At 63.9% G+C, this 20,901-nt stretch carries 19 protein-coding genes; 10 read left to right on the top strand and 9 right to left on the bottom strand.

The window, feature by feature from the left end; all coding sequences use genetic code 11:
- Nucleotides 1-164: 164 nt before the first annotated feature.
- The 3 genes from PMM47T1_RS11950 to PMM47T1_RS11940 all read left to right on the top strand — a co-directional run bounded on the left by PMM47T1_RS11950 (nucleotide 165) and on the right by PMM47T1_RS11940 (nucleotide 4,298).
- Nucleotides 165-2,195, top strand: a complete 2,031-nt coding sequence (locus tag PMM47T1_RS11950; protein WP_043300938.1) for a methyl-accepting chemotaxis protein — start codon at nucleotides 165-167, stop codon at nucleotides 2,193-2,195.
- A gap of 431 nt (nucleotides 2,196-2,626) precedes the next feature.
- Nucleotides 2,627-3,724 carry a cell division protein ZapE gene (gene zapE / locus PMM47T1_RS11945; protein WP_008368968.1) on the top strand — a complete coding sequence of 366 codons (1,098 nt, stop codon included), beginning with the start codon at nucleotides 2,627-2,629 and terminating at the stop codon, nucleotides 3,722-3,724.
- 97 nt (nucleotides 3,725-3,821) lie between these two features.
- Entirely contained in the window at nucleotides 3,822-4,298 is a 477-nt protein-coding gene (locus PMM47T1_RS11940) for an AAA family ATPase (protein WP_008368966.1), read from the top strand.
- Here PMM47T1_RS11940 and PMM47T1_RS11935 read toward each other — a convergent pair.
- Nucleotides 4,284-6,161 (bottom strand): propionyl-CoA synthetase, encoded by a 1,878-nt coding sequence (locus PMM47T1_RS11935; RefSeq protein WP_008368964.1) that lies wholly within the window; start codon nucleotides 6,159-6,161, stop codon nucleotides 4,284-4,286. The two genes, PMM47T1_RS11940 and PMM47T1_RS11935, sit on opposite strands and share 15 nt — an antisense overlap.
- Before the next feature lie 87 nt (nucleotides 6,162-6,248).
- On the opposite strand from PMM47T1_RS11935, the gene PMM47T1_RS11930 reads away from it, so the two are divergent.
- Nucleotides 6,249-7,532, top strand: coding sequence for a leucine-rich repeat-containing protein kinase family protein (locus PMM47T1_RS11930; RefSeq protein ID WP_008368963.1), 1,284 nt, complete (start codon nucleotides 6,249-6,251; stop codon nucleotides 7,530-7,532).
- Between the two features lie 53 nt (nucleotides 7,533-7,585).
- On the opposite strand, the gene PMM47T1_RS11925 is transcribed toward PMM47T1_RS11930, so the two are convergent.
- Both PMM47T1_RS11925 and PMM47T1_RS11920 read right to left on the bottom strand, forming a co-directional pair.
- The gene (locus tag PMM47T1_RS11925) at nucleotides 7,586-8,293 is read right to left on the bottom strand and encodes a YebC/PmpR family DNA-binding transcriptional regulator (protein WP_008368961.1); all 708 of its coding nucleotides are present in this window, start codon (nucleotides 8,291-8,293) and stop codon (nucleotides 7,586-7,588) included.
- A gap of 201 nt (nucleotides 8,294-8,494) precedes the next feature.
- Complete coding sequence (locus tag PMM47T1_RS11920; protein ID WP_008368957.1) at nucleotides 8,495-9,352, bottom strand: LysR substrate-binding domain-containing protein; 858 nt, start codon at nucleotides 9,350-9,352, stop codon at nucleotides 8,495-8,497.
- A gap of 107 nt (nucleotides 9,353-9,459) precedes the next feature.
- Between PMM47T1_RS11920 and PMM47T1_RS11915 the strand changes: the two genes are divergently transcribed.
- Nucleotides 9,460-10,569: a 2-aminoethylphosphonate--pyruvate transaminase gene (locus PMM47T1_RS11915; protein WP_008368955.1), complete on the top strand. Its 1,110-nt coding sequence runs from the start codon at nucleotides 9,460-9,462 to the stop codon at nucleotides 10,567-10,569.
- A 37-nt stretch (nucleotides 10,570-10,606) separates the two neighbouring features.
- Complete coding sequence (gene phnX / locus PMM47T1_RS11910) at nucleotides 10,607-11,434, top strand: phosphonoacetaldehyde hydrolase (RefSeq protein WP_008368954.1); 828 nt, start codon at nucleotides 10,607-10,609, stop codon at nucleotides 11,432-11,434.
- 89 nt (nucleotides 11,435-11,523) lie between these two features.
- Here phnX and PMM47T1_RS11905 read toward each other — a convergent pair whose 3' ends face one another.
- Entirely contained in the window at nucleotides 11,524-12,081 is a 558-nt protein-coding gene (locus PMM47T1_RS11905; RefSeq protein WP_008368952.1) for an NADPH-dependent FMN reductase, read from the bottom strand.
- 175 nt (nucleotides 12,082-12,256) lie between these two features.
- On the opposite strand from PMM47T1_RS11905, the gene PMM47T1_RS11900 reads away from it, so the two are divergent.
- Both PMM47T1_RS11900 and PMM47T1_RS11895 read left to right on the top strand, forming a co-directional pair.
- Nucleotides 12,257-12,475: a hypothetical protein gene (locus PMM47T1_RS11900; RefSeq protein WP_008368950.1), complete on the top strand. Its 219-nt coding sequence runs from the start codon at nucleotides 12,257-12,259 to the stop codon at nucleotides 12,473-12,475.
- Between the two features lie 94 nt (nucleotides 12,476-12,569).
- Nucleotides 12,570-13,472: a LysR family transcriptional regulator gene (locus PMM47T1_RS11895; protein WP_008368948.1), complete on the top strand. Its 903-nt coding sequence runs from the start codon at nucleotides 12,570-12,572 to the stop codon at nucleotides 13,470-13,472.
- Nucleotides 13,473-13,505: 33 nt separating this feature from the next.
- Here PMM47T1_RS11895 and PMM47T1_RS11890 read toward each other — a convergent pair whose 3' ends face one another.
- The 3 genes from PMM47T1_RS11890 to dnaQ form a co-directional block, all read right to left on the bottom strand.
- Nucleotides 13,506-14,054 (bottom strand): GNAT family N-acetyltransferase, encoded by a 549-nt coding sequence (locus PMM47T1_RS11890; RefSeq protein WP_008368945.1) that lies wholly within the window; start codon nucleotides 14,052-14,054, stop codon nucleotides 13,506-13,508.
- Nucleotides 14,051-16,306 carry an Orn/Lys/Arg decarboxylase N-terminal domain-containing protein gene (locus tag PMM47T1_RS11885; RefSeq protein WP_008368943.1) on the bottom strand — a complete coding sequence of 752 codons (2,256 nt, stop codon included), beginning with the start codon at nucleotides 16,304-16,306 and terminating at the stop codon, nucleotides 14,051-14,053. Before PMM47T1_RS11885 ends, PMM47T1_RS11890 begins: the two co-directional genes overlap by 4 nt.
- A 135-nt stretch (nucleotides 16,307-16,441) precedes the next feature.
- Nucleotides 16,442-17,200 (bottom strand): DNA polymerase III subunit epsilon, encoded by a 759-nt coding sequence (gene dnaQ, locus PMM47T1_RS11880; protein WP_008368941.1) that lies wholly within the window; start codon nucleotides 17,198-17,200, stop codon nucleotides 16,442-16,444.
- 292 nt (nucleotides 17,201-17,492) lie between these two features.
- Here dnaQ and PMM47T1_RS11875 point away from each other — a divergent pair, with 292 nt between their 5' ends.
- On the top strand, nucleotides 17,493-18,692 hold the full coding sequence (locus tag PMM47T1_RS11875; protein ID WP_238536614.1) for a MalY/PatB family protein: 1,200 nt from the start codon (nucleotides 17,493-17,495) through the stop codon (nucleotides 18,690-18,692).
- A gap of 45 nt (nucleotides 18,693-18,737) precedes the next feature.
- Here the strand turns inward: PMM47T1_RS11875 and rnhA are convergent, their stop codons facing one another.
- Both rnhA and PMM47T1_RS11865 read right to left on the bottom strand, forming a co-directional pair.
- Nucleotides 18,738-19,187 carry a ribonuclease HI gene (gene rnhA / locus PMM47T1_RS11870; RefSeq protein WP_008368936.1) on the bottom strand — a complete coding sequence of 150 codons (450 nt, stop codon included), beginning with the start codon at nucleotides 19,185-19,187 and terminating at the stop codon, nucleotides 18,738-18,740.
- A 19-nt stretch (nucleotides 19,188-19,206) separates the two neighbouring features.
- Nucleotides 19,207-19,965, bottom strand: coding sequence for a class I SAM-dependent methyltransferase (locus PMM47T1_RS11865; protein ID WP_008368934.1), 759 nt, complete (start codon nucleotides 19,963-19,965; stop codon nucleotides 19,207-19,209).
- Nucleotides 19,966-20,047: 82 nt separating this feature from the next.
- On the opposite strand from PMM47T1_RS11865, the gene gloB reads away from it, so the two are divergent.
- The gene (gene gloB, locus PMM47T1_RS11860) at nucleotides 20,048-20,824 is read left to right on the top strand and encodes a hydroxyacylglutathione hydrolase (protein WP_008368932.1); all 777 of its coding nucleotides are present in this window, start codon (nucleotides 20,048-20,050) and stop codon (nucleotides 20,822-20,824) included.
- Nucleotides 20,825-20,901 lie beyond the last annotated feature (77 nt).

Here is a 20,901-nt window from a genome sequence, read left to right as displayed (position 1 = left end):
CAGCGCGACGTGCCGGCGTCAACACGCCGAGGCTTTATCGTTTCAGCCTACCTCTCGTCATACCTTCGTACCGGGTCGGTCAAGTCCTTGCTTCGCAGGTCGATGCAGTGATCAGCATCCACCGCGTCTTTTTTCCTTTCTGCCGCCCATAGGTCCCGAACCCCATGAACCCCTTCCGTTTTCTCCGCCGGGCCGCTGCGACGGCCCAAGGGACCGCCACCGTGCTGAGCACCTTCGGCGCGCTGGGCAGCAACCTCCAGGCCGTGCACCTGCAGCCCACGTTCATTGCCGGCTTCGTCTCGCCCCACCTGGACCTGGACGCCGTGGCCCGACAACTGCGCCAGCGCTTTCCCCATGCCACGTTGAGCCTGTGCACCACCTCGGGTGAACTGTGCAGCAGCAGTGACGCCTTGTATTGCTCGGCCCAGGGCAACTGGGATCGCATCGTGCTGCAACTGTTCGACGCCAGCGTGATTGCCGCGGCCGAGTTGGTCAGCGTGCCGCTGCTGTCCGAGGACATCCGTAGCGGCGGCAAGCGCCTGGCCATGCGCGAGCGCATCGACAAGCTGGTGGCCGAACTCAAGCGCACCCGCTTGAACCTGCCCATCGACAGCCGCGACACCCTGGCCTACGTGCTGTTTGACGGCCTGTCGGCGTCGGAGTCGTTCTTCATGGAAGCCCTGTACGAGTCGGGCCGCTTCCCCTGCCTGTTCGTTGGCGGCTCGGCGGGTGGCAAGGACGACTTCCAGAAAACCCTGTTGCACGATGGCCAGCGCAGCTACCAGAACCATGCACAGATCGTGTTCCTCAAATGCGCGCCCCAGGTGCGCTTCGGGGTGTTCAAAAGCCAGAATTTCGAACCCACCCAGCTGTCGTTCAGCGTGCTGACCGCGTCCCTGGAAGAGCGTTACATCCACCAGGTATTCGACGCCGCCGGCAACATCAAGAGCATGGTGCAGGCCCTGTGCGACGCCTTCAAATGCGCGCCCGCGCAACTGGAAAAGTACCTGGCCGAATACTCGTTCGCCATTCGCGTGGGCGACGAGTTGTTCGTGCGCTCCATCGCCCGCATCGACTATGCCCGCGAAACCGTGCACCTGTTCTGCGACGTAGCCCCCGGCGAAGAACTGGTAATGGTCAAGCGCACCTCGCTGCGCGACGCCACCCAACGCGACTTCCAGCGCTTCCTGCAGGGCAAGGGCGGCCAGCCGCTGGTGGGGCTGCTGAACGACTGCATCCTGCGCCGCGCCAACAACGCCGGCAAACTGGGGGAAATGACCGGGGTGTTCGGCAACGTGCCGGTGGCAGGGTTTTCCACCTTCGGCGAAATCCTGGGCCTGAACCTCAACCAGACCCTCACCGCCATCTTCTTTTTCAAGGTGGCCAAGGGCGCGACGTTCAGCGATGACTACATCGACCGCTTCGCCAGCCACTACGGCGAGTTCAAGGCGTTCTTCCTGCGCCGCCAGATTCAGAAACTGGCCGGGCTGAACCGCGTGGTGGTCAAGCAGATCGAGGCATTCAAGAATCATCACTTCACCAGCACGCTGGACACCCACGGCCTGGACGCCAACGTGCTGCCGGTGTTCGACGGCCTGGCGGACCTGGGCACGGTGCTGTCCCACGCCACCCAGCAACAGGAAGAAATTGCCCGCCAGTTGCAGCACTATTCCAGTGAACTGCACCTGTCCATGGACGACCTGACCAGCACCATCGACCACCAGAACAGCGTCACCGCCCAGGCTGGCAGCACGGTGGCCGGCCTGTCCAGCCACGCCGACGAGGTGGTGGGCAGCGCCCGTGACCTGGCACAATCGAGCTTGCGCATCCAGTCCGTGGTGCAGGTGATTCAGCAGATCGCCGGGCAAACCAACCTGCTGGCGCTGAACGCTGCCATCGAGGCCGCGCGGGCCGGCGAGACCGGCCGCGGTTTTGCCGTGGTGGCCGACGAGGTGCGCAAGCTGGCGGAAATCACCCGCAAAAACGCCGGTGAAATCGGCGTGGACATTGACGCGCTGTCGGGCGAGATCCAGAAGGTGGCGTCGCAGATCGAAGAGCAGTCAACCTCGGTGGCCACGCTCAAGCAGATGCTCAGCGACCTGGAAAACTCCAGCCGCATGACTGAAGGCACGTCCCAGCGCACCAAGAAAATTGCCGACACCTTGACCGGGCTTACGCACCTGGACGGGCGCTAACCCGCACGCAGTCCTCGGGCTCCAACACACGCCCTTGCAATGAATACACCTGCAAGGGCGCCAGTGGCTGGCGATGCTGCCCATCCACCAGCACTGAATGCGCCTCACCCTGCTGAGACAGGCACAAACTTTGTATTTTTTAACGCCTCTTAATTATTACTTATTGTAACTTGGACGAATCTATACAGATCGTAATGATGCGCGGGGCGGGTATTTTGGTGGTCGGCCATCAGGCGCACCCATACGCGATTGATCCGTCGCGGGCCAGCGCAGCCTTCGGCAGCGGCAGTGGCATGTACGCCCGTCTGCCACCATCAACTGCCCGACTACCGCCCAGCCCTTCACCCACCCCGCTAGCCTGCGCCCCGCCCCATTTGCTTAAATACCCATAACGCCCACCGTGGGCCTGCGTTCTGCATGAGGAGTGCCCCTTGGCCGCGTTACCGCCAAAGAAATCCTGGTTCAAGTCTCGCCTGGGCAAGACCCCCGCCCACCGTGCGCTGGGGCGTGGCACGCAGATTACCGATTACTTCCAGCACAAGGCCGGCGAGCAGGGGTTTACCCTCAGCCAGGGCCAGCAGCTGGTCATCGATAGCATGGCCGAGCGTGTGGAACCGCTGTTGCAGGAAGACCAGGCGCAACCGCGCAGCCTGTACCTGTATGGTTCGGTGGGCCGCGGCAAAAGCTGGTTGCTGGACGGCTTCTATCAGGCCATGCCGATGGCCCATAAGCGTCGCCTGCATTTCCATGATTTCTTCGCCCGACTGCACGAAGGCATGTTCCGCAACCGCGAGCAGGCCGACGCCCTGGAGACCACGCTGGACGAGCTGCTCAGCGACTGCCGGCTGCTGTGTTTCGACGAATTCCATGTGCACGACATTGGCGATGCGATGCTGCTCACCCGCCTGTTCAAGGCGCTGGCGGCGCGCCGGATTTTCCTGGTGGTGACGTCCAACTACCCGCCCGAGGGGCTGCTGCCCAACCCCCTGTACCACGAACGCTTCCTACCGGTGATCCGCCTGATCAATGCGCAGATGCAGGTGATGGAAGTGGGCGGCGCCCAGGACTACCGCGAGCTGCCCAGCGCCACCCGCGAGCAGCAATTCACCCTGGGCCATTACGTGTGGCCCGGCACCGCCCAACAGCGCCAGGCCTTGAGCCTGCCTGCGGCGAACCTTCCGCCATTTGCGCTGGCGGTGGGCAAGCGCGAGCTGCGTGCGCGCATGAGCCATGAGCGCACCATTCACTTTACCTTCGACGACATTTGCGAACAGCCCACGGCGGTCATGGACTACCTGGACCTGAGCGGGCGCTTCGATACCTGGATCATCGACCAACTGCCACTGTTCGACGACTGCTCCATTGCCGTGCAGCAGCGCTTCATCAACCTGATCGACGTGCTTTACGACCAAGACAAGCGCGTGGTACTCATCAGCGACCGGCCATTGGCGGAGACCCTGGCCGGCCGGGCCATTGACCTGGCGCGCACGCGCAGCCGACTGGGGCAGCTTCAAGAACACCACCTGTAACCTCTGTGGGATCTGGCTTGCCCGCGAGCTTTTCAGGACGCCAAAAGCTCGCTGGCAAGCCGCTCCCACGAGAGTTCATTGATCAAGGAACAGTTCCATGGCCACCCTGCACCTGCTTTGCGGCAAGATCGCTTCCGGCAAATCGACCCTGGCCACGCACCTGGCCGAGGCGCCGAACACCGTGCGCGTGAGCGAGGACGTGTGGCTGGCGCGGCTGTACAAGGACCAGATGCACAGCGTGGCCGACTACGTGCGCTGCGCCGCCCTGCTGCGCGATGCCATCGGCCCCCACGTGCAAGCGTTGCTCGCCATCGGGGTGAACGTGGTGCTGGATTTTCCCGCCAACACGCCGGCCAACCGTCAGTGGATGCGCAGCCTGTTCGAACACGCCCGGGCCGAGCATATCCTGCATGTGCTGGGCGTTGCCGATGACGTTTGCAAGGCGCGGCTGCGGGCCCGCAATGCAGGCGGCGAACATGAGTTCGCCGCCAGCGACGAGCAGTTCGAACTGATCAGCCGCTACTTCAGCCTGCCCACGGCCGAGGAAGGCTTCACGGTGTCAGTGACCTCGTAGGGCCTGGGCGATCTCGCCCAGAATCGCCGGGTCATCCAGGGTCGACGGCGGCGCAAACACTTCGTCGTCGGCGATCTTGCGCAACACCGCGCGCAGAATCTTGCCCGAGCGGGTCTTGGGCAGGCGCTTGACCACCTGCACCCGTCGCAGGCAGGCCAGCGCGCCGATATGCTCGCGCACCTGGGCCACCAACTCGGCCTGCAAGCTTTGCGCCCCCTGCCTGGCGCCGTCCTTGAGCACCACCAGCGCCAACGGCACCTGGCCCTTGATCTCGTCATGCACGCCGAACACCGCGCACTCGGCCACGGCGGGGTGTGCGGCCACCAGGTCTTCCATTTCGCCGGTGGACAGGCGATGGCCAGCCACGTTGATGACGTCGTCAGTGCGGCCCATGATGTAGACGAAACCGTCTTCATCCACGTAGCCGCCGTCACCCGTGTGGTAATAGCCGGGGTAGGCGCTGAGGTAAGCCTGGCGGTAACGCTCGGGGTCGCGCCACAAGGTCTGGCAGCAGCCGGGTGGCAACGGCAAGGCAATGACAATATCACCCTGCTCGCCCACGGCCCGTTGCCGCCCCTCCTCGTCCATCACCCGCACGGCGTAGCCCGGTACCGCGCGGTTGCTGGAACCTGAGCGAGCGCCCGAGCCGTCCAGGCCGGCGCAGGGCGCGGTCACTGGCCAACCCGTCTCGGTCTGCCACCAATGATCGTGCACCGGTTTGCCGGTCACCGCTTCCAGCCAGGCGTGGGTGCTGGAGTCGAGTTTTTCGCCGGCCAGGTACAAACAGCGCAGGGAACTCAGGTCATGACGGGCCAGCAACTGGCCTTCCGGGTCTTCTTTGCGGATGGCGCGCATGGCCGTGGGCGCGCAAAACAGCGCGTTCACCCGGTACTGCTCGATGATGCGCCAATAGCTGCCGGCGTCCGGCGTTCTCACCGGCTTGCCCTCGTACATCACGCTGGTGCACCCGGCCATCAACGGCCCGTAGACGATCAGCGAATGGCCCACCACCCAGCCCACGTCGGAAATGCCCCACCACACATCCCCCGGCTGCATGCCGTACACCTGATTGAGCGCGAAGGCCATTGCCACCGCGTGCCCGCCGTTGTCGCGCACAATGCCCTTGGGCCGGCCAGTGGTACCGGACGTGTACATGATGTACAGCGGGTCAGCGCTGGCCAGTTCCACCGGCGCGGCCGGTTGCGCACCCTGCACCTCGCGCTGCCAGTCCAGGTCGCGCCCGGGGATCAGGCTGGCGGCCAGTTGCGGGCGCTGCCACACCGCCACATGCGCGGGCCGGTGACGCGCCAATTCCAGGGCCTTGTCCAGCAGCGGCTTGTAGGCGACCACTCGGTCGAATTCCAGGCCACAGCTGGCGCTGAGGATCAGCGTGGGCTGCGCATCGTCTATGCGCACCGCCAACTCATTGGCTGCAAAACCACCGAACACTACCGAATGCACCGCCCCCAGGCGCGCGCAGGCCAGCATGGCCATGGCCGCCTGGGGAATCATGGGCAGGTAGAGCAGCACCGTGTCGCCCTTGCTCACCCCCAGGCTGCGCATCCAGCCGGCCAGTTGCGCCACTTCAGCGCGCAACTGGCGGAAACTGAAACGCTGCTGCACGCCACTGACCGGCGAGTCATACGCCAGGGCTGTCTGCTCGCCGCGGCCCTGCTCGACCTGATGGTCCAGGGCCAGGTAACTGGAGTTCAGGCAACCGTCGGCGAACCATTCGTGGGTGCCGTCGGCGTGCTCGGTCAATACCTGGGTGGGGGCGCGGAACCAGGCCACCTGGCGGGCCTGCTCGGCCCAGAACGCCGCAGGCTCGGCGAGGGAGTGCTGATAGCAGTGCTGGTACTTCATGAATCCTACCCTGGATTGTTTTTATGGACGGGCGAAACCTGAGTATGGCCGCTATGATGGGCATCGCGAATTTTCAAGACGAGCCCTATGGATACCCTTGCACAGCTGAAGGCTGGCCAACTGGCCGGCAGCACCCGCCTGAACCTGGCCTGTGGCCTGACCGAGTTCCCGCGCGAGATCTTCGACCTGGCCGATACCCTGGAAGTACTGGACCTGACCGGCAATGCCCTGAGCAGCCTGCCAGACGACCTGCACCGCTTGACCCGGCTCAAGATCCTGTTTTGCTCCAGCAACCGGTTCACCGAGCTGCCGGCCTGCATTGGCCAGTGCGCGAACCTGAGCATGGTGGGCTTTAGGTCTAACCGCATCACCCACGTCCCGGCCGCCGCCCTGGGCGCGAAACTGCGCTGGCTGATCCTCACCGACAACTGCATCGAAGCGCTGCCGGATGAAATCGGCGACTGTCACCTGATGCAGAAATTGATGCTGTCGGGCAACCGCCTCACGGCGTTGCCGGCCAGCATGGCCCAGCTGCATAAGCTCGAATTGTTGCGCCTTTCAGCCAACCGCCTGGGCGCCTTGCCCGATTGGCTGCTGACCCTGCCAAGCCTGGCGTGGCTGGCGTGGGCCGGGAACCCCATGAGCGTCGACTTCACCACGCCCCATGACGAGGACGGCATCACCGCCGACATCGCCTGGGCGCAGCTACAGGTGGAACAGAAACTGGGCGAAGGCGCCTCGGGGGTCATTCATCAGGCGCAATGGGGTGACAAGCCCGTGGCGATCAAGCTCTACAAGGGCGATATCACCAGCGATGGCACGCCGCTCAACGAGATGAACGCGTGCATTGCCGCCGGCCTGCACCCCAACCTGATCCGCATCGAAGGCAAGCTCAAGGACCACCCCCAGGGCGTGGCCGGCCTGGTGATGGACCTGATCGGCCCCGACTTCGCCAACCTGGCCGCCTTGCCCAGCCTGGACAGCTGCAGCCGCGACGTCTATCCCGAGGGCGCCCGTTTTACCCCCCCGACGCTGCTGGCCATGGCTCGCGGCATGGCCTCGGTGGGCGCACACCTGCATCGCCATGGCATCAACCATGGCGACCTGTACGGCCACAACACCCTGTACAACGCCGAGGGCGACTGCCTGCTGGGAGATTTTGGCGCCGCCTCGTTCTACCCGCAGGACGGCAGCCACGTGGCCACGGCGTTGCAACGCATTGAGGTGCGGGCGTTCGGGATCTGGCTGGGAGAATTGATCGAGCGCTGCGAGGGGGTGGATCCGCGCTGGGTGGACCTGCAGCAGGCCTGCGTGCAGCCCGACGTGCTGGCGCGCCCGGATTTCAACCGCGTCAGTGAAGCCCTGGCGTGACCTGTGGGAGCTGGCTTGCCAGCTCACACAAGCATATCAGACCGACCCTTGCATCAGCCTGCCAGGCCGACGTAGACGTTCTGCACGTCGTCGTTCTCGTCGATGGCTTCCAGGAAGGCCTCGACTTCAGCCATGTCTGCCTCGCTCAGGCCCGACACCGGGTTTTTCGGCATGTAGCCGATCTTTGCCGCTACCACGGTGAAGCCCTGTTCCGGCAGTGCCTTGCACACACCGTCGAGGTCGGCGAAGTCAGTGATGAACAGGGTCGAGCCCTCTTCTTCGCCCGCTTCGAAATCCTGCGCACCGGCTTCGATGGCGGCCATTTCCGGGTCAGCGTCGGCGCTGGCCGGGGTGGCTTCGATCATGCCCACGTGGTTGAAGTCCCACGATACCGAACCTTCGGCGCCCAGGGTGCCTTTGCGGAACAGCACGCGAATCTGCGACACGGTACGGTTGACGTTGTCGGTCAGGCACTCGACGATCACCGGCACCTGGTGCGGGGCAAAGCCCTCGTACTTGACCAGGGTGTAGTGCACCGCGTCGCCGCCGATGCCCGCGCCTTTCTTGATGGCCCGTTCCAGGGTCTCGCGGGTCATGGAGGCTTTTTTCGCCTGTTCGATGACCAGGCGCAGACGCGCGTTGGTGTCGGGGTCGGTACCGGCCCGCGCGGCAATCGAAATTTCCTTGGACAGCTTGCCGAAGATACGCCCTTTGGCGTTGGCTGCTGCTTCTCTGTGTTTAACTTTCCACTGTGCGCCCATTTCAACTCTCTTTCTCTGGCGCCGATACCGGTATCGATCAGCGCATCGCGCCAGTTTATACGCCCTTAATCGCGCAATCGACAAAAAAACCCGGTAACGCCCTGCCCCGTCATCGCCGCCGCTGCCGCAGGCTGCGCTGGCCGGCGTTAACCCTGAAGGTCTTTGGCAAAGCATGGGGCCAACGCAGCCTGGCGGCAGCGGCTACAAGGCAGCCGCTATACCCAGGAAAGCACGGATCAGGCGCAGATCGCGACGGCGCTCAAGGCAACCGATCATGTGCTGGTTCACCAGCCCCTCGCCCCGCACCGGCACGGCCACCACCCGCGGGTCATGGCTGAGCTCCACCGACGACACGATGCCAATGCCCAATTTGGCGGCCACCGCCTCGGTCACCGCCTCGCGGCTGTCCAGCTCCAGCAACACCCGTGGTACCACCCCGGTGGCGGCACACGCCTGGTCAAAGGTGCGCCGGGTAATGGAGTTCGGCTCGCGCAGCACCATGATCTGCTGATGCAACTGTGCAAGGTCAATGGCCTGGCCGGCCCAGGGGTGCGCTGCCGGCACCAGCGCACAGATCTGCGAGGGGCTGAGCATCTGTAAATGCAGGCCCTTGCGTGGCTCTACCCCGGTCATCACCGCCACGTCCGCACGCTCCGACGTCAGCGCCGCCAAGGTTTCCTGAGCATTGCCCAAGCGCAGGTTGACGGTGATGCCGGGGTATTTCTCGCGCAGGCTGGCAAGCATAGGCATCACTTGGTGCGGACCATCGGCGGCCACCTCCAGCCGCCCGGTCAGCAACTGGCGGTTGGCCTCAAGCATCGCCTGGGCTTCCTCTGCCAGGCTGAACATGGCTCGGGTGATGGCAGCCAGCCGGGTGCCTTCCTCGGTCAGTTCCACCCGTCGGGCGGTGCGCCGCAACAACGTGGTCTGGTAGTGCTCTTCCAGCGCCTTGATGTGCCCGGTGACCGCCGGCTGGCTGATGAACAGCCGCTCGGCAGCGCGGGTAAAGCTGCCCTCGCGGGCCACAGCGTCGAACGCGCGCAGTTGGAACAGGTTCATGAATCGGCCTGACTTATAGTTGGGATAACAACAAACAATTTGATTGATGCTTCATGGAATTGCAACTTAGGCGCCGTACGTTCAGCCCACCGCTTGCGAGGAATATCATGAGCAGCACCGCCCCGATTTTGCTGACCCCAGGTCCCCTGACCACCTCGGCCCGTACCCGCCAGGCGATGATGATGGATTGGGGTTCGTGGGACGCGAGCTTCAACCAGCTCACCGCCAGTGTCTGCGAACAGTTGCTTGCCATCATCAATGGCGCCGACAGCCATCACTGCGTGCCCCTGCAAGGCAGCGGCACGTTCGCCGTGGAAGCGGCCATCGGCACCCTGGTACCCCGCGACGGCAAGGTACTGGTGCTGATCAACGGCGCCTACGGCCAGCGCCTGGCAAAGATCTGCACCGTGCTGGGCCGCGCCTTCAGCACCTTCGAAACCGCTGAAGACCAACCCACCACCGCCGCCGACGTCGACCGCCTGCTGGACGAAGACGCCGACATCAGCCACGTGGCGCTGATCCACTGCGAAACCAGCACCGGCATTCTCAACCCGCTGGCCGAGATCGCCCAGGTCGTGGCCCGCCATGGCAAGCGCCTGATCATCGACGCCATGAGCTCCTTCGGTGCCCTGCCCATCGACGCCGGCCAGGTGCCGTTCGACGCGCTGATCGCCGCCTCTGGCAAGTGCCTGGAAGGCGTGCCCGGCATGGGCTTTGTGTTTGCCGGTAAAACCGCGTTGGCCCAGGCCGAGGGCAACTGCCACTCGCTGGCCATGGACCTGCACGACCAGCACGCCTACATGGCCAAGACCGGCCAATGGCGCTTCACCCCGCCCACCCACGTGGTGGCCGCCCTGCACGAGGCATTGCTGCAATACAACGAGGAAGGCGGCCTGGCCGCCCGTCACGCCCGCTACGCCGACAACTGCCGCACCCTGCTGGAAGGCATGGCCGCCATTGGCCTGCACAGTTTTCTGCCGGCGGCCATCCAGGCGCCGATCATCGTCACCTTCCACGCACCGAAAGACCCGCGCTACCAGTTCAAGGACTTCTACGAACGGGTCAAGGCCAAGGGTTTCATCCTCTACCCGGGCAAGCTCACCCAGGTTGAAACCTTCCGCGTGGGCTGCATCGGCTGCGTGGGCCGCAGCGGCATGCAGGCCGCCGTGGACGCCGTGGCCCAGGTGCTGGGCGAAATGGAAGTACTGGACATCTGACTCCCCCTCTTTTCAACCCATTGATCAGGACGTACCCATGAACTACAGCAACCCGAGCAAAACCCAGGCCGTGATTCTTGATTGGGCCGGCACCGTTGTCGACTTCGGCTCCTTCGCCCCCACGCAGATTTTCGTCGAAGCCTTCGGCGAGTTCGACGTGCAGGTGTCCATCGAAGAGGCCCGTGGCCCCATGGGCATGGGCAAGTGGGACCACATCCGCACCCTGTGCAACCTGCCGGCCATCAGCGAGCGCTACGCCAAGGTGTTCGGCCGCGCGCCCAGCGATGATGACGTCACCGCTATCTACAACCGCTTCATGCCATTGCAGATCGAAAAGATCGCTGCCCACTCGGCGCTGATTCCCGGCGCGCTGGACACCATCACCGCGCTGCGCCAGGGCGGTTTGAAAATTGGCTCCTGCTCGGGCTACCCGGCAGTGGTGATGGAAAAGGTGGTGGAACTGGCCCGGCACAATGGCTATGTCGCCGACCACGTGGTGGCCACCGATGAGGTGCCCAACGGCCGCCCCTGGCCGGCCCAGGCACTGGCCAACGTGATTGCCCTGGGCATCGACGACGTGGCTGCCTGCGTGAAGGTGGATGACACCGTGCCGGGCATTCTGGAAGGCCGCCGTGCCGGCATGTGGACGGTGGCGCTGGTGTGTTCGGGTAACGCGCTGGGGCTGACGTACGAGGGCTACAAGGCGCTGGACGCCGCCACCCTGGCCAGTGAGCGGGAACGCATTCACGAGCTGTTTGCAGGCTCACGCCCGCACTACCTGATCGACACCATCAATGAGTTGCCGCAGGTGATCGCCGACATCAACCGCCGTCTGGCGGCCGGGGAAATGCCCCAGAACGCCTAGCCCACCTTGTGGGAGCTGGCTTGCCAGCGAGCTTTGGGTATCTCAAAGCTCGCCGGCAAGCCGGCTCACACAAAAGCAGGCACAGGCATTCAAGCCTTATGGAACTGCTCCACCCACTTGGCGTAGGCATCGATAAACCCTTGCAGGAACGGCTTGCTCTTTTCCGCCAGGTCGCCGTTATCGTCAAACAGCGCCGCCGCATTCCCCACATAGGCTTCCGGCTGCTGCAGGCATGGCACATTCAGGAATACCAGCGACTGGCGCAGGTGATGGTTGGCGCCAAAGCCGCCAATCGCCCCCGGCGACACGCTGATCACCGCGCCGGGCTTGCCGCCCCAGGAGCTCTTGCCATAGGGCCTGGACCCCACGTCAATGGCGTTTTTCAGTGGTGCCGGCACCGACCGGTTGTACTCGGGTGTGACAAACAGCACGGCATCCGACGAACCGAGCGCATTGCGAAACGTTGTATAGGCCGCCGGTGGTGTACCATCAATGTCCTCGTTATAAAGCGGTAAATCGCCAATTTCGAGAATCTTCAGCGACAGGCTCGGTGGTGCCAGGGCGATCAAGGCCTGGGCGACCTTGCGGTTGAGGGATGCTTTTCTCAAGCTGCCGACCAGAACGGCGACGGAGTACACCTTGCTCATGACTGCTCCAACATTTCCGGCAAAAGGAGGTGTAGGTATAGATGAGCCTGGCGTGGTTTGCCTCACGGCCCTATGGAAGACGGTTTTTTTTCATCAACGGTAAAACTTCCCAGGTAAAACAGTGGTCTACAGGGCGCAAGTTTCACACGTGGATATATTCAGAGGTTGTAATTCAATGGCTGCAGTACTCGTTGGACAGTTTCATGCGCGGGATGCCGAAGGTCGGATCTACCCGGTGCATGAATACCAGGAAGCCACACTGGAGGCTGATGGCAGCAGCGGCTCTGCGCCGAAAGTCACGTATCGCCTGGCCATTGGCGATCGCGTCGAACACCTGGGCGGTGATCAATTCAGGCTGTTGCAGAGCGGCGTCGAGATTTCCCGCGTTTCCTGATGCGTTTCCCGCGCCGCTGGCGGTGGGCGCGAATTGCCCGGCATAATGGCCGTTCGAGCATGCACGCTCCCCTCTCCGGGCACGGACTCCACTGATGCGACTACGCCACATTGAAGTGATTCAGGCGCTCATGCACGGTGGCAGCCTCAGCGCTGCCGCCGAGTTGTTGCAACTCCCCCAGGACACCGTGAACGCTACCTTGCAGGACGCCGAGAGCCAAAGCGGCCTGTTGCTGTTTGCGCGGGTGCGCGGCCGCTTGCAGGCCACCGACGAGGCCATGGCCCTGGCGGGCGCGCTGAACCGTCTGGATGCACCGCTGGAACACATTCGCCGCCTGGCCGCCGACATGCGCCTGCACCAGGACACCCCGCTGCGGGTGATCTGCACTGAGCCCCTGGCTCATCGCTTGCTGCCCCAGGCCCTGGCCGCCCTGCGCCGGCGCTTCCAGGACACCCCCTGCCAATTGCTCAGCCAACCCACGGCCAGCATCGTGCGCAGCCTGTTGCTGCGTGAAGGCGAGCTGGGTTTGAGCCTGCACAACCCCCACCACCCGGACATCGACTGCGTGGCATTGGTCGAGGGCAAACTGCAACTGCTGGCGCCCCACGGCTGGCTGTCGCCCAAGCACAAATACCTCGGCATTCAGGAACTGGCCGGCCAGACCATGATCGGGCTCGAGGGCCAGGACCCCATCAGCCTGCGCCTGGAAGCCAAGCTTGAGGCCCTGCGCCCGGCGCCCAAGGTGCAGACGCGGGTGCAGAACTACCAGATGATGCGCAGCATGGTCGAGGCCGGCGAAGGCCTGGCCGTGGTAGACCCCTTCACCGCCGCCGGCGCGCGCGAGGCCGGGCTGGACGTTTGCCCGATCTCCCCGGCGGTGCCGGTCACCCTGTATGCCCTGACCCTCAAAGGCCAGGAACCCGGCGCGGCAGCCAAGGCGTTGCTGGAGATTGTCATCCAAAAAGCGCAAATGCTAGTCGGCACGGCAACACCGTAGCCACACAGCGGCTACAGGGCGGCCAGTGGGCTCTCAGAACATCAGGTACCAGAACATAGCCACCTCACTGGTCTGTGGGTCGATGCCGCGATAGCGCAAGTGATCGATGCCGCCCAGCTCGAAACCGAAACCTTCGTACAAGCGGCACGCCGCCAAATTGTTGTTCTGGGTTTCCAGCATGATGCCCGGCAAGCGCTTCTTGCGCGCCCACCACTGCGCCACCCCCAGCAACGCCCGCGCCACCCCGTGGCGGCGGGCCGGGGCGTGCACGGCCAACTCGTCCACATGGGCCAGGCCGTTCCAATTGGTGCTGACCACCACATGCCCCACCGCGCGGCCCTCCAACCAGGCAACGAAGATCGCGCTGTCATCCTTGTCGCGGTAGCTACTGAATTCCTCGGGGTCTATCCCGTAGCACTTCTGGTAAGGCGCCACGGCCTGCACCGGCCATTGCGCCACGGGCTTGCCGATTTGCGGGCAGGCGTAACCCTGCACCTGAAAGCCGTATTCACTGTCCAGCACGTAGGGCGCGAAGGCTTCATCGGCCAGGCGCACAGAGATGGCCGGGTTGACCGTACTCATGACTTCTCGGTCTCCTTGATGCAATCGACCGTGTAAGGGCCATGTTCGTGTTGCAGGCCATGCACATCGGCCACAAATCCGGGGAACCCCTGGTCAAACGCGCGGGCGAAGGCCAGGTAGTCGATCACCGAGCGCGTCGACTCGCTGAAGCGTTCCCCCGGCATGATCAACGGAATGCCCGGCGGGTAAGGTACCAGCATGACCGCCGCGATGCGTCCGGGCAACTCATCGATGGGCACCGCTTCCACTTCGCCACGCACCAGGGCGTCATAGGCATCGGCCGGGGTCATGGCCGCCTCGGGCAAGGTGGTGTACATGCGCTTCAGGTGTTTGGCGGTGCTGTTGCTGCGGTAACAGCCATGCAACTGGTCACACAGGTCGCGCAGGCCCATGCCCTGGTAACGCACGGGGTCAAGGCGGGCCACACAGGGCAGGCACTGCATCAGGTCGGCATTGGCGTCGTAGCTGCGTTTGAACTCGAGCAACTCGGTAAGCAAGGTGCTCCACTTGCCCTTGGTGATGCCCATGGAGAACAGCACCAGAAAGGAGTACAGCCCGGTCTTCTCCACCACCAGGCCGCGCTCCCACAGGAACTTGCTGACCACCGCCGCCGGGATGCCTCGTTCGCTGAGGGCGCCGGACGCCGTCAGGCCCGGCATCACCAGCGTAACCTTGATGGGGTCCAGCAGCACATAGTTCTCGGCCACCTCGCCAAAGCCGTGCCAGTCGGCCTCAGGCGCAAGCAGCCAGTCCTGGGTGCTGACGATGTCGGTGCCTTCCACACCGGCGGGCTGCCAGATACTGAACCACCAGTCGTCGACCGCGAACGACTGGCGCAGGTTGGCCAGGGCGCGGCGGAAGCTCAACGCCTCATCGAACATTTCCTGTAGCAGCGAACGCCCCGCCGGCCCTTCCATCATCGCCGAGGCCACGTCCAGGGAGGCAATGATGCTGTACTGCGGCGACGTGGAAATGTGCATCATGAACGCTTCGTTGAAACGGTCGCGGTCCAGTTGCCGCAAGCCGCCGTCCTGCACATGGATCATCGATGCCTGGCTGAACGCCGCCATCAGTTTGTGCGTGGAATGGGTGCTGAACACCAGCGGGCTCTGTGTGCTGCGGCTGGTGCCCATGCCGTAGCGGCCGGCAAAGAACTCGTGAAAGGCCGCGTAGGCGTACCAGGCTTCGTCAAAGTGCAGCACTTCGACGCTGCTGCCCAGGGTGTGCTTGATCAGCTCGGCGTTGTAACACAGGCCGTCGTAGGTGGAGTTGGTGACCACGGCCAGCTTGACCCTGGGTGGCCGCCCGCGGGCCAGCGGGTTGGCGTCGATCTTGGCCTGGATCGACGCCGGGGTGAACTCGCTGAGCGCGATGGGGCCGATGATGCCCAGCTCGTTGCGCTCGGGTGCCAGGTACAGCGGGATGGCACCGGTCATGATGATCGCGTGCAGCACCGACTTGTGGCAATTGCGGTCCACCAGCACCAGGTCGCCGCGCGCCACCGTGGCATGCCAGACAATCTTGTTGGCGGTGGACGTGCCGTTGATGACGAAGAAGGTGTGGTCGGCGCCAAAATTGCGCGCCGCCCGCGCCTCGGCTTCGGCCAGCGGCCCGGTATGGTCCAGCAGCGAGCCTAGTTCCGGTACCGACACCGACAGGTCCGAGCGCAAGGTGTTCTCGCCAAAGAACTGATGAAACGCCTGCCCCACAGGGCTCTTGCGGTAGGCCACGCCACCGCCGTGGCCGGGGGTGTGCCAGGAGTAGTTGGACTGCGCGGTATGCTGCACCAGCGCCTTGAAAAACGGCGGCAGCAGGCCGTCCAGGTAATTGCGCGCAGCGCGCGCCACCTGGCGGGCCAGGAACGGCACGGTGTCCTCAAACAGGTAGAGGATGCCGCGCAAGTGGTTGAGTTCTCTCAAGGCATCGGCCGAGGCGTTTTCCAGGGTGACTTGTTCGCCCAGGGCAAAAATCGGCAAGTTCGGCGCCCTCACCCGCGCCAGGCGAATCAGGGTCACCATGTTCTTCAACAGATGGGTGTGTTCCCCCGCGCCTTCGGCAGCAATCAGCATGCCCGCCAGGCCATGGTGAGTGCCCGCCACCAGGCGCGCCTCGGCATCGTCGGTGGCCACCAGAATGCTGAAGCCTTCCTGCTCCAGCTCATGGGCAATGCCCCGCACCCGGGCGCCGGCCACAGTATCGGCCTTGACGTCGCGGTGCACGATCAGCACGGGAAACTTGAGGTCTTTGTACATCGCAGGCAGCCCCGGAACGGCCGCAAAAGGCGGCCCATGATCTCAGGGTAGAAGCTTGGGCGACTGCACGTCAGGCAACTCGACACGGGGGTATAACAAAAGGTCGCCCCTGAACAACTCAGAGGCAAGCGGCCATCATGCCGTGGCGCCCTGCTCGGCTTCGATCAACTGACTCCAAAGCGCTGGCGCGCCCGCCGACTTGGCGATGATCTCCAGACGCGCCGCATGTTCGGCCAGCTCGGCCTCGGTGGCGCGAATGATCGGCGCCGGGCGGCGCTCAGGCGGCAGGCGGCGAATTTCGCTGCCTTGGTTGCCGGAGCCGTCACCGGCGCCATCACTGGCATTGCCCGCCAGCGACAGGCTGGTCTGGCCGCCGGTCATGGCCAGGTAGACATCCGCCAGAATCTCGGAGTCGAGCAACGCGCCGTGCAACTCACGGCCCGAGTTGTCGACGCCGTAGCGCTTGCACAGGGCATCCAGGCTATTGCGCTGGCCCGGGTGGCGCTCACGGGCCATGGCCAGGGTGTCGAGCACCGAGCAATAGGTGGTGACGTCGGCACGCTCCTGCGCACCCATCAGGGCAAACTCGTTGTTGATGAAACCAACGTCGAACGCCGCGTTATGGATGATCAGCTCGGCGCCCTTGATGAACTCGAAGAACTCCTCGGCCACCTCGGCAAAGCGCGGCTTGCCGATCAGGAACTGGTCGGTGATACCGTGAACGCCAATGGCGCCCTCGTCACTGTCGCGGTCCGGCTGCAGGTAAACGTGAAAGTTGCGCCCGGTCAGGCGCCGGCCAATGACTTCGACACAACCGATTTCAATGATGCGGTGACCATCGGTCACGGGCATGCCGGTGGTTTCGGTATCGAGGACTACGTATCTCGTGGCCATGGGTGCAACACTCTCGTTATTTCAACTGCGGGACAGCGGCGCACTTTAGCATAAGATGGGCTCGGGGCTGCGAGCGATGTCAACCCAGCGCTCATCCGGCGTTACAGTTCCCCCTGGGTCGTCAATGTCCAGGACAGCGGGGCCAATCATCGATTCCACGCAAGCTCCCAAGTGATGCGCTGGAAGAGCCACCGACTATAGAGAACGCAAACCACTGGTGCTTCGATGTGGCCCGAAGCATTGCCCTGGCAGTAGAAATGCCCCTTGCCAACCCATCGCGTCGAACGGTCAAATGAAACCATTAAACGCCCGCCCCCTCATGGAGCCCCACGTGGCCAACACCTTCAACCTGGACACCGTCCACGACCGCCACAACACCGGCAGCACCAAATGGAGCCGCTTCCCGGCCGACGTTTTGCCCATGTGGGTCGCCGACATGGACTTCGCGGTGGCGCCGGGCATTGTCCAGGCGTTGCAAGAGCGCCTCAGCCACCCAATGCTGGGCTACAGCGTGGCCCAGGACAGCCTGCGCAGCACCCTGATCAAGGCCCTGCGCGAGCTGTTCGACTGGGAAGTGGCGCCCGAGGAGCTAGTGTTTCTGCCCGGCGTTGAAGGCGGCGTGAACATGGCCCTCAACGGCCTGCTGGAGCCGGGCACCGGCGTGGTGGTGCAGACCCCCAACTACCGCCCCCTGCTCAATGCCGCCGGGCATTGGAAGCTGCCGCGTATCGACCTGCGCTTCCACGTCGATGCCAATGGCCTTTACCCCACCGATCTTGCCGCGCTGGACGAGGCCCTGGGCAAGGCCGGCGCCATGATTCTCAGCAACCCGCACAACCCGCTGGGCAAGGTGTTCGAGCGCGCCGAGTTGCAGGCCATCGCCGATGCCTGCGTAGCCCACGACACGCTACTGATCAGCGACGAGATCCATGCACAGATCCTGTTCGACGGACGTCGGCACATTCCCATCGCCAGCCTGAACGACGAGATCGCCCAGCGCACCATCACCCTCATGTCGGCCACCAAGGCGTTCAACATCGCCGGCATGAAGAACGCCTTCGCGGTCATCAAGAACCCGGCCCTGCGCCACCGCTTCAACGTGGCGCGGCTGGGCATGGTCGACAGCGTCAGCACCTTGGGGCTGGTGGCCACAGAGGCGGCGTTCAACCATGGCGGTGAGTGGCTGGCCGAGGTGGTCGCTTATTTGCAAGCCAACCGTGACTACCTGGCCAGCGCGGTGGCCACGCGCTTGCCGGGCGTGACCATGACCTGTCCGCAGGGCACGTACCTGGCGTGGCTCGATTGCAGCGGCCTGGGGCTGAACGACCCGCATGCGTTTTTCTTGAAGCACGCAAAGGTGGGGCTGAGCCCGGGCACCGACTTCGACGATGAGCTTGGCGGGCAGTTCCTGCGCTTGAACTTCGGCTGCCCACGGGCCTTGCTGGAGGAAGGGATTGCGCGGATGGAGCGGGCGCTGAAGACGCAGTTGTAAGACTGGGGCCGAGCGCCGCTTGCGCGGCGCCCGATATGAAGTCGATCAGCGCTTCAACGCCCGCACCTCATCCACCCCTCGATTCGCCAACTGGTCTGCCCGCTCGTTGCCATGATGCCCGGTATGCCCACGCACCCATTTCCAGGTCACGGTATGCCGGCCTACCTGCTCATCGAGCATCTGCCACAGGTCGGCGTTCTTCACCGGCTGTTTGGCGGCGGTTTTCCAGCCGCGCTTTTTCCAGTTGACCATCCACTCGTTGATGCCCTTCATCACGTACTCGGAGTCGGTCACCAGCAGCACGTCGCAGGGGCGCTTGAGTTCTTCCAGGCCACGGATGGCGGCCATCAGTTCCATGCGGTTGTTGGTGGTGGCCGCTTCGCCGCCCCACAGCTCCTTTTCCACGCCCTTGCACACCAGCAGGGCGCCCCAGCCGCCAACGCCCGGGTTACCCTTGCAGGCGCCGTCGGTGAAGATTTCAACGCTATCGCTCATTACTACCTATCCGTCGATGTCAGGGTTCGCTGTTGCGCCGATTGACCTTGGCCATCGGCAACGGGATCAGCTTGCCCATGGGTTCGCGACGCACCTGGCGCAGCGGGCGCAGGCCCACCACCAGTTTGCGCGCGACCAGAATATAGAAGCCGCCGCCAGCACTTTGCCAGCGCCCGGCGCGGCGCTCCCAGCCTGCCAGGCGCGCTTGCCAGGCCGGTGACGCAAGCGGCGGACGATAGCACCCGAACCGGCGTTTCTCCAGCGCAAAGCCCAGCAGGTTGAGCCAGTCGCCAACCCGCGAGGCGGAAAAGCAGCGGGCCTTGCGCAGGGCATCATGGGCGAAGGCCCGGCGCAGGCCCCAGGCGCTCCAGGGGTTGATGCCGACAATGATCAGGTGGCCGCCGGGGCGCACGGCGCTGGCCGCCTCGCGCAGCAGGCCATGGGGCGACAGGCTGAAATCCAGGCCGTGTTGCAGCACCACCACGTCGGCGGCGTGCTCGCTCAGGGGCCAGGCTTGCTCTTCGCAGACAATCTCCACCCCCGGCAACGGCGCGCCCAACCGTACGTTGCGCTGCACCTGCGGCGCCTGGGGCGGCACTTGGGCGCTGGGACCGTAATGCACCAGGTAGCCGCCAAAGAAGCGGCCCAGCTCCTCTTCAAGCAGCGTTTGCTCTTCCTTGAGAAGGAATTGGCCCAGCGGGCCTTCGAACCAGTCCCGAGCCTGGCCGATCAACTCCAGCCATTCGGGGTCGGCCTGCGCAAATGCTTTATCGGTCATTGCCATCTCCCACGAAGAGGTTCACCAATAGCCACAAGAGGTTCTAAGATGCACCATTATTCAATGCTTAGCGAATCGCGCCATGATACAGATCGACGCACTGCCAGCCTTCACTGATAACTACCTGTGGTTGTTACAAGACACTGCAAGCAAGCGCTGCGCCGTGGTCGATCCCGGCGATGCAGCGCCCGTGCGCGCCTGGCTTGAGCAGCATCCCGAGTGGCAACTGACCGACATCCTGGTCACCCACCACCACAATGACCATGTGGGCGGTGTCGCCGAGCTCAAGCAGCTCACGGGCGCCACTGTGTATGGCCCGGCCCATGAAAACATTCCGGCCCGCGACGTGGCGCTGGACGACAATGCCACGGTCCAGGTGCTGGGCCTGACGTTTCAGGTCATCGCCGTGCCCGGCCACACCCTGGGCCATATCGCCTATTACCACGCAGGCAGCGCCCCGTTGCTGTTCAGTGGTGACACGCTGTTTGCCGGCGGTTGCGGCCGGCTTTTCGAAGGCACGCCGGCGCAGATGCATCAATCGCTCCAACGCCTGGCCAACCTCCCGCACGACACCGCCGTGTACTGCGCCCACGAATACACCCTGAGCAACCTGCGCTTCGCCTGCGCGGTGGAGCCCGGCAACCCACAGCTTGCCCAACGTTTCGCTGACGTTACCCGCTTGCGCGAGGAAAATCGCATCACATTGCCCTCCTCCATCGGCCTTGAACTGCACACCAACCCTTTTTTGCGCGTGAATGAACCCTGCGTCAAAGAAAAAGCAGACGAACGGACAGGCGTCGTAAATACCTCTCCAGCCGCCACTTTTGCTGCCTTGAGGGCTTGGAAAGATAAGTTCTAAAGCGGTTGTGCTTGCGTCTAAAAATTCTGAAAGGTTGACCCGGGGGTGGGCAGTTTCTAGAATCGCCCGACATTTTT

Origin of the sequence: Pseudomonas sp. M47T1 (assembly GCF_000263855.1) — a bacterium.
Classification (GTDB): Bacteria; Pseudomonadota; Gammaproteobacteria; order Pseudomonadales; family Pseudomonadaceae; genus Aquipseudomonas.
The sequence above is the reverse complement of the archived record's forward strand: the minus strand, read 5'-3'. Positions and strand labels throughout refer to the sequence as shown.